This window comes from Bradyrhizobium sp. 4, assembly GCF_023100905.1.
Taxonomy (GTDB): Bacteria; Pseudomonadota; Alphaproteobacteria; order Rhizobiales; family Xanthobacteraceae; genus Bradyrhizobium.
The window spans coordinates 3,074,386-3,088,345 of the sequence record NZ_CP064686.1; the positions used below are offsets into that span (position 1 = coordinate 3,074,386).

The following is a 13,960-nucleotide window of genomic DNA, read 5'->3' on the forward strand; positions in this document are numbered from 1 at the left end:
ATCGGTATAGCCATGCTGGTTCAAAAGGCGAGCGTCTTCGGTCGGGGAGCCCGGGCCGTTTTTCCAGGGGAAGATATTCCCGCCTTTTGGCGAGAAGCCTCGTTCGGGAATGCATTCGATGGCTCCGATCCGCCCGGCCGGTGGGATCCGCCGTTTGCAAATTTGCCAAGTGACGCCACTTTCTTCCCGCAGTCGTCTCGGGCCAGTCCGGGCGACCCGCCGGACCCACGCTGCGTTGTGCCCCGCCTCTTCGCGGCATGTTCCCAGTTGCGACTGTCTGCTCTGCTGTCTTCGACGTCTTTGACGAGCCGCCATCTGGGTTTGGTCCCGACGTTCCCATCTGTGGCAGACGAAGGGACGCCGCCGACATCATCATCGGTTTCGACACCGGGCACCACTCACTGGACCAATTCGAGGGACGGAGTCTGGAACGTCGCTACGAACTGGAGCGCCGGCGTCCCGGGCATTGACTCTGCCTTCCTCGATGCGGCGGGAGCGTATGTCGGCACCAGCACGGCCCGCGTTGATATCGAGAGCCTGGTCGTTGATGCCGGCGCGACGCTTTCGTTCGGTGCCGGGTCGCCCTTTATCGTCGAAGACGATGCAGTGAACAACGGGACTGTCGACGCTGGGGCATTCCTTGGCAATCGCATTTCTGCGGGGGACTTCAAGGGTCACGTCAGCGGCACGGGATCTTTCGAAATTTCAGACAAGGCGATCCTGGAGATCGGAGGTTCGGTTTCCGGGCAATTCTTGAATGGATCGTTCTCTGGCATAACCGTGTCGTTCGATACGGGGGTTGGCACTCTTGTCCTCGACCAGTCGGCCAAGTTCCAGGGGTTGATTGCCGGTTCGTCGCCGGGGGCACCACTTTCGCCAGAGAACTTCATCGACTTGAGGGATCTGCCCTTCACATCGTCGATGTCGGCGACTGTCCATTATGACAACAGCTCGAATATCAGCGTGGTCGATTTCAGCAATGGTGCGGCCAATGTCACCTTGCTGTTCTCGGGGATGGACTCGAATTGGAATTTTAGAAGCGACGGGCAGGGAGGCACCATTGTCTCCGATCCACCCACAAATCCCATCGTACTGGAAAACCAGAAGCCAGGTACGCCGAAAAGTGTCTGGCAGATCCAGCCGGGCGGCAATTCGCATCTTACCCAGGGATTTGCGACAGCAATCAGCGCCAATGTCGGCGGGACGGTCCAATTCAAGATCAACAACCTGACCGGCAATCCGAACTATCGTGTCGATGTTTACCGGCTGGGCTATTACGGCGGTGATGGTGCCAGAATGGTTACGAGCCTGCAGCATCAGGCCGCAGCTTCCGTCGTCCAACCCGCTCCATTGACGGACCCATCTAGGGGCCTAGTAGATGCCGGCAATTGGAGCGTGACCGACTCATGGAGCGTGCCAACCGATGCGGTCTCGGGCGTCTACATCGCCAACGTCGTCAACGGCACCGAAATTTTCCAGATCCCGTTCATCATAAGGAACGACGCTTCGCACAGCGACATCGTCCTCCAGACAAGTGACGAAGACTGGCAAGCCTACAACGGCTGGGGAGGGGCCAACCTTTATTTCGGGAACGGCCCGGGCGTCAACGGATCAGCCTTCGCGGTCAGTTACAATCGCCCCCTCGTAACGCGTGACGGCGAGGGAACCTTTTCCGAGGGGGGAGACTCCCCGTTCACGGCCGAGTTTGCGGCCATTCAGTGGCTGGAGCAAAACGGGTACGATGTCTCCTACATTTCTGGAATCGACGCTGCGACAAACGGCTCGTTGTTGCTGAACCATAAGATCTTCATGGACGCGGGGCATGACGAGTATTGGACCGAAGCTCAGCGCGCTAACGTAGAGGCCGCAGCGCATGCTGGCGTGAACCTTGCGTTTCTCACAGGCAACGAGATCTTCTGGAAAACAAGGTTGGCGCCCAGCATCGACGGGAGCGGATCAGCCAACCGCACACTCATCAGCTACAAGGATACGCATGCAAATGCGTTGATTGATCCCACAGGACGGGCGACCGGCAATTTCGCTGATCCGCGGTTCGGTCCGGCTCTTCCCGCGAATGAGTTGACCGGTACATTGTTCGCAGTCAACGCGTTTCGGTATGACACGATCACGATACCGTATCCGATGACCCAATTGCGTTTCTGGCGCAATACAGCTGTCGGGCAAACGGCTCCCGGGCAGACCGCCTCGCTCGTACCGGGCCTATTAGGCGTCGAATGGGACGTCGCACCCGACAACGGATTCCGCCCAGCCGGATTGGTCAATGTCTCATCTTCAACAGTGCAGGTGAATGGACAGTATCTTCTTGATTATGGCAACACGTTCGCAAATGGCACAGCGACCCACAATCTCGTAGTGCATCGGGATCCCGTTAGTGGTGCACTGATATTCTCGGCCGGTTCAATCAACTGGTCGTGGGGGCTTGCTAGCGACCACGACGGGCCGGCGACTCCGGTGGATCCCAATGTACAGCAGGCGATGGTCAATCTGTTCGCCGACATGCGGGTTCAGCCGGGGACGCTGCAAGCGAGCTTGACGATCGCGACCCAATCGACAGACGCTACAGCGCCGACCTCCGGCATCACGAATCTCTCGGCTGCCACCGTTGCCGAGGGGCAATCGATCACAGTGACGGGGACGGCCACTGACGCGGGTGGAAAGATTGCCGGAGTCGAGGTTTCCACCGATGGTGGCGCAACCTGGCATCCCGCCACCAGCAACGTCGGTGCGGCGAACGCGACGTGGTCATACACGTTCGTCACAGGCGCTCAGGGAACATACAATCTCAAGACCAGGGCGGTAGACGATAGCCTGAACCTGGAAACACCTGCTGCAGGTGTTACTTACACCGTCAATCCGTCTTCCAACCTGACACTCTTCAGCATTGCCGATACGCCCATGGTGATCTCGAACGACGATTCCGGCTCAGTTGAGCTTGGTGTCAAATTCGTCCCCACCGTGTCGGGCAAGATCACCGGCATTCGTTTCTACAAAGCGTCTGAGAACATTGGCGCTCACATCGGTGATCTCTGGACCAAAAACGGCACCCTGCTTGGGAGCGCCACCTTCACCAACGAAACGGCGAGCGGCTGGCAGCAGGTTAATTTCGCCACGCCTATCAGCGTGAACGCTGGCGTGACGTATGTTGCTTCCTATCACACGAACACCGGCCACTATTCCTCAACTGATTTCTACTTCATCAACTATGGAGGCCTTACGAAGGGGGCGCTCACTGCGCCTGGCAGCAGCCTCAACGGCGTCTTTGCCTATGGCAGTGGCCCGATCTTCCCCGACGACGTTTCCTCTACAAAGGCCGCAAATTACTGGGTCGACGTCGTTTTCTCTGATTCCGGCACGACGTCACCACAAGCTAACGGGGACAGCGGCTTCACGGTTAGTCAAAATGGTGTGCTGAACATTCCGGCATCAACGCTGCTCGCGAACGACACCAACCCGTCCGGATTGGCTTTCTCACTTAGTGGCGTCAGTAATCCGGTCAATGGAAGCGTAGGCTACAACTCGCAAAATCAGACCGTGACTTTTGCTCCTGCCAATGGTTATGCCGGGACAGCGGGTTTCACCTATACGATCACGGACACGAGCGGGCAAAGCGGGGCCGGCCAGGTATCGCTCAACGTCAGTTATCCAGTCTCTGCGCAGAGTCTGTTCGGCACCGATGATGCGCCAGGGGCCCCCAATTCCGGCGATACCAGCCCCGTCGAAGTTGGAGTCAAGTTTACCTCATCCGTGAATGGGACAATAACCGGCCTGCGCTTCTACAAGGGATCTTTGAATACCGGTCCCCATGTTGCGGATCTCTGGAGCTCGACCGGTACCCTGCTTGCGACTGCCACGTTCACGAACGAGACAGCCAGCGGCTGGCAGCAGGTCAACTTCTCCACTCCTGTGGCCATCACGGCAGGCACCACCTACGTCGCGTCCTACCACACGAACGGTAATTATTCCGGTACGCAGAACTATTTCACGGCGTCGCTTACCAACGGCCAGTTAACGGCTCCGGCTAGCGGCAATGGTGTCTATGGCTACGGATCCGAAAGCATTTTCCCGACCAGCACCTACAAAGCTTCCAACTACTGGGTCGACATCGTGTTCAGCGGATCCTCGACCACCAACAATACACCGCCAACCGCGGTTGCTGACGTCGGTGACGCCACCGAGAAGGGCGGCGTGAACAACAGCACCGGTGGCACGGCGGCCACCGGCAACGTGCTGACCAACGATACCGATCCCGATGCGAACGATACCAAGACGGTCACCGCCTTCAGCTTCGGCTCGACCAGTGGTGCACTCGGTTCAGCGCTCTCTGGAGCGCATGGCAGCCTGGTGCTCAATGCCTCGGGCACCTTCACGTACACGGTTAGCGAGACGGATCCGGCCGTGCAGGCCTTGCGGCTCTCGACCAACACGCTCGCCGACGTGTTCAATTACACGATGCGCGACACCGCCGGCGCCACGTCATCGACAACGCTCACCGTTACCATTCATGGCGCCAACGACGCACCAGTGCTGGCCGTCCAGACCGGCGATCAGACCGCGACAGTCGGCACGTCATTCTCCTTAACGCTGCCTGCGGGCACCTTCACCGACGTCGATTCCGGGGATTCGCTGGCCTACATGGCGACCGCCGCCGATGGCACGGCACTTCCCGCATGGCTGAACTTCGATGCCTCGACTCGGACCTTCAGCGGGACACCAACGTCCAACAGTGCTGGCACCCTCAGCGTCAAGACATCTGTCACCGATTTCGGCGGTCTGTCAGCCAGCGAGACGTTCAATCTCGCGGTGACGACAGCGTCCTCAGGCGTGAGCCTGTTCTCGAGCTCGGACACGCCGGCAATCCTTTCGGATTCCGATCCGTCGCAAGTTAACCTCGGCGTGCAATTCGCGTCGTCCGTGGCAGGCACGATCACCGGCCTCAAATACTACAAGAGCGCAAATGACCCTGGGACCCATACGGGCTCGTTGTGGAGCAGCACCGGTACGCTGCTGGCGAGCGCGACCTTCGCCAACGAGGGTAGCAGTGGCTGGCAGACCGTCACGTTCAGCAATCCCGTGTCGATCGCGGCTGGCACCACCTACGTCGCGAGCTTTCACAGCAACGGCCATTATGCTGCCACCGCCAACTACTTCACCACCGCTCGCACCAGCGGTCCACTCACGGCTCCTGCCAACAATAATGGCGTCTACACTTACGGAACAAGCAATCTGTTCCCGACCAGCACCTACAAAGCCGCCAACTACTGGGTCGACATCGTGTTCAGCGGATCCTCGACCACCAACAATACACCGCCAACCGCGGTTGCTGACGTCGGTGACGCCACCGAGAAGGGCGGCGTGAACAACAGCACCGGTGGCACGGCGGCCACCGGCAACGTGCTGACCAACGATACCGATCCCGATGCGAACGATACCAAGACGGTCACCGCCTTCAGCTTCGGCTCGACCAGTGGTGCACTCGGTTCAGCGCTCTCTGGAGCGCATGGCAGCCTGGTGCTCAATGCCTCGGGCACCTTCACGTACACGGTTAGCGAGACGGATCCGGCCGTGCAGGCCTTGCGGCTCTCGACCAACACGCTCGCCGACGTGTTCAATTACACGATGCGCGACACCGCCGGCGCCACGTCATCGACAACGCTCACCGTTACCATTCATGGCGCCAACGACGCACCAGTGCTGGCCGTCCAGACCGGCGATCAGACCGCGACAGTCGGCACGTCATTCTCCTTAACGCTGCCTGCGGGCACCTTCACCGACGTCGATTCCGGGGATTCGCTGGCCTACATGGCGACCGCCGCCGATGGCACGGCACTTCCCGCATGGCTGAACTTCGATGCCTCGACTCGGACCTTCAGCGGGACACCAACGTCCAACAGTGCTGGCACCCTCAGCGTCAAGACATCTGTCACCGATTTCGGCGGTCTGTCAGCCAGCGAGACGTTCAATCTCGCGGTGACGACAGCGCCCTCAGGCGTGAGCCTGTTCTCGAACTCGGACACGCCGGCCATTCTGTCGAATTCCGATACGTCGCAAGTCAACCTTGGTGTGCAATTCGCGTCGTCCGTGGCAGGCACGATCACCGGCCTCAAATACTACAAGAGCGCAAATGACACCGGTACTCATACGGGCTTGTTGTGGAGCAGCACCGGCACGCTACTGGCGAGCGCGACTTTCACCAACGAGGGCAGCAGTGGCTGGCAGACCGTCACGTTCAGCAATCCCGTGTCGATCGCGGCTGGCATCCCCTACGTCGCGAGCTTTCACAGCAACGGCCACTATGCCTCCAGCACCAGCTACTTCACCACCGCTCGCACCAGCGGTCCGCTCACGGCTCCTGCCAACATCAATGGCGTCTACACCTACGGAACGAGCAATCTGTTCCCGACCAGCACCTACGAAGCCGCCAACTACTGGGTGGATATCATGTTCAACAGCTTGAGCGGCGGCGCCAACCAGTTACCAGTCGCTGCGAACGACAGCGGCCTCTACGCCACGCAGAACGTCCCCTTCGCGATACCGACCTCGGTACTGCTTGCCAACGACACCGATCCCGATGGCGATAAGCTCACGATCACGAGCGCGAGCGGCGGTGTGAATGGCGTTGCCAGCTTCAACGCCCAAAGCAACAGCGTGATCTTCACTCCGACCACCGGCTACACGGGATCGGCGTCCTTCAACTACAGCATCTCCGACGGCCATGGTGGCACCGCCAGTACATCCGTCGCTCTCAATGTGACCGCTGCGTCTTCGACGACTGTGAGCCTGTTCAGCGCAAGTCAGGTGCCTAGCATTGTGGCAGCCAATGATCCAAATTCAGTGGAACTGGGCGTCAAGTTTCAGACGTCTACCCCAGGCGATGTTGTCGGCATTCGCTTTTACAAGGGGCCGTCCAACACGGGCACCCACGTTGCGGATCTTTGGAGCAGCACTGGGAATTTGCTGGCAACCGCGGCATTTACCAGCGAAACGGCCGGCGGCTGGCAGCAGGCCAATTTTGCCACGCCCGTGACGATCATGCCGGGAACCACCTACGTCGCCTCCTATCACACCGCCGGAAATTACGCGGCTGATCCGGGCCTCCTCGCCAACGCAATTACCAACGGACCTTTGACGGCTCTATCCTCGGCATCGATCGCAGGCAACGGTGTGTTTGCGTATGGGACGGATAGCCTATTTCCAAACAACACTTACAACGCAACGAGCTACGGCGTTGATGTGGTTTTCAGGCAGCAGCTCGCAGCATAGGAGATACCAGATGCACGCCGAACTTTATACCGACGGAATCGAAGAAATTACCGTTAGCGGAACCATCGTCCGCGTCGATCTGGTCAGTCTTTCACCGAAGGAGCGTGACGCCAACAATGTCCCGAAACGCGTGTTTTCTCAGCGGCTGATCTTTTCGGTCGAATCCTTCGCTAATTCGGTCGATGTGATGCAGAAGGCGCTTCAGGGGTTGGTCGACGCCGGCGTAGTCCGGCGAAATCAGCCAGCTGAGTCGCACAACAGTACGTCGGTCGTACGCGATGCGCTCGCGCCCAGCACGCCACGGTCTCATAATGTCTCTTCGAACTTCCGGTGAAATCGACGCCGCTGGTGGCGCGAAAGGCCGGGTTGTGGACCCGTCTGGATTGGCGACGCAGACGGCATTGGAGTGCCTGTCCAAGACTGCCGGTCATCATGGGATCGACCTGCCGGTCGAGCGTCTGAAGCACGCCTATGCCGTAGCCGCTCCGCTCTCGTTGAACCTTCTGTTGCGCATGGCCAAGGATGCAGGTCTGCGCGCGAGAAGCACGAAAATCGAGTGGGGTGCGCTGATCCGTCTCGGAGAAGCCTATCCGGCGCTGACGCGGCTAACCAATGGCAACTGGATCGTTGTCCTTGGTGCAGGACTGGGAGCTGAGGGCACTGAGGTCGTCAGCGTCTTCGACCCGCTCGCCGACCGCAAGGACGAGGTCTTGGTTGTCGACCGGGACCGATTTTGTGCCCAATGGGCCGGGGACACCATCCTGATCAAGCGCGAGCAGTTGACACAGGATGGGCGCAGAAGTTTCGGCCTCCGGTGGTTCGTACCGGAATTGCTTCTTCAATGGCGACTGTTCAGGGACGTCGCGATTGCCGCCATCATGCTCTATGCGTTGGGCCTCGTCGTTCCGATCTTTTTCCAGCTCGTCATCGACAAAGTTCTGGTTCACGAGAGCTACACCACGCTCTACGTACTCGCGGCAGGCGCGGCCGCAGCACTCGTCTTTGACGCGATATTCGGCTTTCTGCGGCGCTACCTGCTACTTTATGCGACCAATAAGGTCGACATTCGAGTTGCTACAAAGACGTTCGGTCATCTCCTCGGGCTGCCGGTCACCTTCTTCGAGCACATGGCAGCGGGGGTCTTAGTCAAGCACATGCAGCAAGCGGCGCGGATCCGTGAGTTTCTGACCGGCCGACTATTCTTAACCACCCTCGACGCGCTTTCGCTATTCGTCTTCCTGCCGGTACTTGCGATCTACAGCGTCAAGTTGACGCTTATGGTTTTGGCCTTCACTGCCGCGAGCGGTGCTGTTGTCGGCCTGCTCATGGGCCCTTTCCGGCGACGTCTTTACGATCTTTACCAGGCGGAAGGTGCGCGGCAGGCTCTCCTCGTCGAAACAGTTCACGGTATGCGCACGGTGAAGTCGCTGGGGATGGAGCCCGTGCAGGGCAGGGTTTGGGATAGCCGCTGTGCACAGTCGATTACCATGCGATTCGGTGTCGAGAAGATTTCCGCCGGTGCCCAGGCGCTCACCGGATTTCTCGAGAAGATCATGACACTTGGGATCATCGCTGTCGGAGCACTCGATGTCTTCGCTGGAGAAATGACAATCGGCGCGCTGGTCGCGTTTAACATGTTGGCCGGCAGGGTCTCCGGACCACTGGTCCAACTCGTGACCATGGTGCACGAATACCAGGAAGTTGCTCTTGCCGTGAAAATGCTCGGCGAGGTGATGAATCAGAAGCCTGAGCGAGATGGCAAGAAAGATGGGCTGCGGCCCGACTTCGCCGGAAAAATCGAGTTCGAAGGTGTTTCTTTTCGTTACGGAGCTGAGGGAGCGCCGGCGCTCGATGATGTCTCCTTCACCGTCGAGCCAGGTTCGATCTTCGGGATCGTGGGCCGAAGCGGCTCCGGCAAGACGACGCTCACAAGGCTGATTTCGGGCATGTATCCGGTGCAACAGGGGCTGCTCCGTGTCGACGGATACGATTCGAGGGAACTCGACTTGGCACACCTGCGCCGAAACCTCGGAATCGTCTTGCAGGATAATTTCCTGTTTCGAGGGACGGTCCGCGACAATATCGCATGCGTGAAACGGGACGCGACATTCGCCGAAGTCGTCGCTGCTGCACAGCTCGCAGGCGCCGACGAGTTCATCGAGCGGTTGCCCCGTGGCTTCGACACCATGCTCGAGGAAGATGCCTCGAACCTGTCCGGCGGGCAGAAGCAGCGGCTCGCGATTGCGAGGGCTCTGATCGTCAATCCACGGATCGTGATTTTCGATGAGGCGACGAGTGCCCTCGATTCCGAAAGCGAAATGATCATCAAGCGCAACCTCCGCCGTTTGGCAGCAGGGCGCACCGTCATCATCGTCTCGCATCGGCTGTCAATGCTGACTGAAGCAAGCCGGATCCTGGTGATGGACCGCGGCCGAATCGTTGACGTGGATCGCCACGACCACCTCCTGTCGAAATGCACCATCTACAGGCATTTGTGGAACCAACAGATGAAACAGATTGCATGATGGAGCCAAGGCAACCACGGACGGACGCGAACACGAACGGTCTGGTCCTGGCCAGAACGGTCGAGCGACGGCGGAAGCTATTCAGGCCGGTGCCGAGGCGAGCGCCTGTGATCGCCGAATTCCAGTCGGATGCAACCGAAGTCGAGCAGCAAGCGCCGCCGCGGCTCGCGCGTCTTACCCTCTACAGCGTGCTTGGGCTAATTGCCTTCGCGGTCACCTGGGCATCCGTTTCGCAAGTGGAGATGATCGTCACGGCGCAGGGGAAATTGACCACGACACGTCCAAACCTGGTCGTACAGCCGTTGGAAACGTCGGTCATACGCGAGATCCACGTCAAGGCCGGTGATCGCGTCAACCGCGGCGACGTTCTGGCTACGCTCGATCCGACCTTCTCGCAGGCTGATTTCGATCAATTGCGCGGCAGGGTGGCTGGTTTCGATGCGTCGATCGATCGCCTGGGCGCCGAAGTGAATGGAACGGAGTATGCCGCCAAGGAGCTCACAAATGCTGACCAAATCCTGCAGGGCAAGTTGTTCTTGCAGAGGAGAGCCGCCTATGAGGCGCAGATCCAGAACTATGACGCACAGATCGCTTCCGCTCGAGCCAATCTGAAGACAGCGCAGGACGAAGAGACGGTTCTCCTTCAGCGACTCGATACGATGCGTTCAATTGAAGCCATGCGCACCACGCTGATGGACAAAGAGGTCGGTTCGAGGCTGAACTTTCTACTGTCTCGCGATGCACGGCTCGAGGTTGAGAGCAATCTGGCGCGCGTTCGTGGCAGTATCGCCGATACGACCCATCGGCTGGACAAGGCCCGCGCTGACCAGAAGGTCTTCACCGAGGAGTTTCGTCGCACCACTTATCAGGAACTGGCAGAGACGCTGCCGAAGCGCAACAGCGCAGCAGAGGAATTGAAGAAAGCCGACCGTCGTCGGCAGCTGATCGTCCTGCAGGCGCCGGCAGATGCCGTGGTGCTGGACATCGCAAACCGCACAGTCGGCTCGGTGGTTCGCGAAGCGGAAACGCTGTTTGTCCTGGTTCCTCGTGATGTGCCTCTCCAGGCGGAGGTCAATGTCGAGGGTCGGGATATCGGTCAGGTGGCGCTTGGACAAGCGGTCCGGATCAAGTTCGAAGCGTTTCCTTTCCAGAAATATGGAACGGCAACGGGCGAGGTCCGCGTCATCAGCCAGGACACGTTCTCGCCGGATCCGAAGGCCGAAGGTGCGCGCCGCGCGCCAGCTCCCTATTACCGCGTACTGGTCGATTTGTCCGACACGCACCTTCGGCTGCCGGCTGAGCGCATTCAACTGATTCCGGGTATGGCGGTGACGGCCGAACTGAAAGTCGGCAAGCGCACCGTGATTTCTTATTTCCTGTACCCCTTGCTTCGCGGTCTGGATGAAAGCATCCGGGAGTACTAGGCATTCAGCGCCAACAGCGATCAATGAAAGCAATTCCAACGGCATGGCAGCACGCTTCGCATGAATTGCAGACGATTGCAGGCCATCATCCGACGGCCGCACAGCAGAGGCACCATCGACGTGATCCGATGGGATCGGATGGCACACAGGACCGCAATGGCTTAAGTGCGCGCCGACGGAATGCACGGGACTGCTGGCTCGCGGCGTGAAGATACCAGCTAATGCCGATGCGAGTACGAGCGGTGCCTGCTATCAGCGGTATTTGCGGGGGTGGGCGGCCTTCCGCCATATTCCGGTAATGCGCGATCTGCCTGTCTCACTTTGCACAGGGCTCACGGCGCGAGCCAGGGGCCGACGAAGACGAACGTCGCCTGGTCCGCGCCACACCGGTGTTGCGAAGGGACTGACACCCGGCAGAGCCACGTGCTGCGGCGAACCGATCGCCTGGAATGTTCTGCGCATCGAGACTGCAAAGCGCGTCGGCGGCTGGGGTGCAGAATAATAATCGAGAACATGGCTTATCTGGTCCCGATTAATCCGCCTTACGCGAAATTACTCAAAAATACCCGGAGTTTGCAGGCGATTACGTATTTTAAAAATCCAGTAATTTAATCACTTGAAAATAAAAGTCGCCTCTGTATTATGAAGTTATAAATCAAATACCAAAATTAAATAATTTGAATGGTCGTGTTTCCTCGCAGGAGCCGTGATGCGCGCGCAGCGTCGATATTCGAAACATGACACCGAGACCGTGGCTCTTGCGAGCGAGGCCATGCGCCGCCGGCAGCGCATGTGGCGGCGATACATCAGGACCAAGACTGCTTGCCGAGCGCTTAGCTATGAAGGAGCGTGTCATGATCTTCGTAACCGTCGGTACGCAAGTCCAGTTTGACCGTCTGATCCAAACGGTCGACGATTGGGCCGGTGCACGGGCGAGAAGCGATGTTTTCGCTCAGATCGGGCCATCAAAGCATCAGTGCAAGCACATCCGCACCGAACGATTTGTTGATCCCGGTGGATTCAGGAATTGCGTTGAGGCGGCAAGCCTCGTGATCGCTCATGCAGGCATGGGCTCCATTATCACCGCCCTCGAACTTGGAAAGCGAATCATTGTCATGCCGCGTCGTGCGAGCTTGGGCGAACACCGAAACGATCATCAGGTCGCAACGGCAAAACAGTTCGCCGCACAGGGCCGGATTGAGGTCGCTTTCGAGGAAAGGGAATTATCCGACAAACTCGATCAATTGGACGTCCTCAACCGATGCGAGCGCCTTGGTGGTGAAGCATCACCACAGCTGATCCTGACAATTCGGACTTTTATTGAAACGGGACATATCCGTTCACAGCCTACCAGCGCTTCAGCTTAGGCGGTCAATATGGAGCTACAAGACAGTCGAGCCTCTTCTCCTCGCCGGTCGCGCCGGAACGATGATGGAAGGGGTGCATTTAGCAACAACGAGGACTGCCGAATGAACGCGCAGCCATGCTCGACGTATCCTCCATGATCGTGAGATGGAATGTCCGAGATACACTGCGCGTGTGCCGGCGTTCATTTTCGACTGGGTATTGGCCAGCAGTTCGGATATCGCCAGAGGAACCGAAAGCCATAGCCAAGTAGATTCTACATTTCACCCGATTTCAAACCACTGGTGCAGTTATGTCGAACGACACAATAGGAATTGGAGTTATCGGATACGGCTATTGGGGACCGAACTTGGTCCGCAATTTCGCTGCTCATCCCTCGGTTCGTCTAGTCGGCGTATGCGACTTTGATTCGGAAAAGCTCGCGGCAAGCAAGCGGCTTTATCCGGGGGTGATAACGACGTCCTCCTGCGACGAGCTGCTCAAGAACCCTGCCGTCGATGCCGTGGCCATCGCTACGCCGGTTAATACACACTATGAACTGGCTCTATCCGCACTGAAGGCGGGCAAGCACGTTCTGGTGGAGAAGCCGCTTGCACAAAGTTCAGATCTGGCCCGACGCCTGATCGATGAGGCGGCTCGGCGATGCCTGATATTGAGCGTGGACCACACTTTCATCTACACGCCCGCGGTGCGGAAAATCCGCGAACTCTTGGTCAAGAAAGAGCTCGGTAATGTCTACTACTACGACAGCACACGCGCGAGCCTTGGCTTGTTCCAGAGCGATGTCAATGTGATCTGGGACTTGGCGGTGCACGATATTTCGATCATCCACTATATCTTCGATGAGCAGCCCGTTGCCGTTTCGGCGACAGGATCATGCCATGTGGTCGGCTCGCCGGAAAACATGGCTCATATAACGTTGTTCTTCGATAGCGCGTGTGTAGCCCACATTAGCGTCAACTGGCTCTCGCCAATCAAAGTCCGCCAGACGTTCATCGGAGGCAGCAAGAAGATGATCGTTTACGACGATCTTGAACCGACGGAAAAGATCAAGGTATATGACAAGGGCATCACAGTTGATGGCCCCTCCGACAAAGCCCATCAATTCCGGATCGGTTATCGGGCTGGCGATATGTGGGCTCCCCACGTGTCCCCGAAGGAAGCGCTGCAGGTCGAGGTCGACCACTTTATCGATTGTGTGCGCAGCGGGACGCGACCGATTTCAAGTGGCATGTCCGGACTGCGGGTGATCGAGGTCCTGGAGGCTGCATCCCGCTCGATCGCCGAGCATGGCAAACCGGTCCTGCTGAAACGCCAGCCGCGCAGGGTCCCGGAACGTGCGACGGCAACGGTCTGAATCATTGG

The 13,960-nt window shown here is 58.5% G+C and carries 6 protein-coding genes; all 6 read left to right on the forward strand.

The window, feature by feature from the left end; all coding sequences use genetic code 11:
• The first annotated feature begins 12 nt into the window (after positions 1 to 12).
• On the forward strand, positions 13 to 7,281 hold the full coding sequence (locus IVB45_RS14015) for a DUF4082 domain-containing protein (RefSeq protein ID WP_247501287.1): 7,269 nt from the start codon (positions 13 to 15) through the stop codon (positions 7,279 to 7,281).
• Between the two features lie 10 nt (positions 7,282 to 7,291).
• The gene (locus tag IVB45_RS14020) at positions 7,292 to 7,615 is read left to right on the forward strand and encodes a hypothetical protein (protein ID WP_247282835.1); all 324 of its coding nucleotides are present in this window, start codon (positions 7,292 to 7,294) and stop codon (positions 7,613 to 7,615) included.
• 49 nt (positions 7,616 to 7,664) lie between these two features.
• Positions 7,665 to 9,806 (forward strand): peptidase domain-containing ABC transporter, encoded by a 2,142-nt coding sequence (locus IVB45_RS14025; protein WP_247363346.1) that lies wholly within the window; start codon positions 7,665 to 7,667, stop codon positions 9,804 to 9,806.
• 107 nt (positions 9,807 to 9,913) lie between these two features.
• Complete coding sequence (locus IVB45_RS14030; RefSeq protein WP_247282837.1) at positions 9,914 to 11,230, forward strand: HlyD family type I secretion periplasmic adaptor subunit; 1,317 nt, start codon at positions 9,914 to 9,916, stop codon at positions 11,228 to 11,230.
• An 854-nt stretch (positions 11,231 to 12,084) separates the two neighbouring features.
• Positions 12,085 to 12,597 (forward strand): glycosyltransferase, encoded by a 513-nt coding sequence (locus tag IVB45_RS14035; protein ID WP_247282838.1) that lies wholly within the window; start codon positions 12,085 to 12,087, stop codon positions 12,595 to 12,597.
• Between the two features lie 290 nt (positions 12,598 to 12,887).
• Positions 12,888 to 13,952 carry a Gfo/Idh/MocA family oxidoreductase gene (locus IVB45_RS14040; RefSeq protein WP_247363345.1) on the forward strand — a complete coding sequence of 355 codons (1,065 nt, stop codon included), beginning with the start codon at positions 12,888 to 12,890 and terminating at the stop codon, positions 13,950 to 13,952.
• Positions 13,953 to 13,960 lie beyond the last annotated feature (8 nt).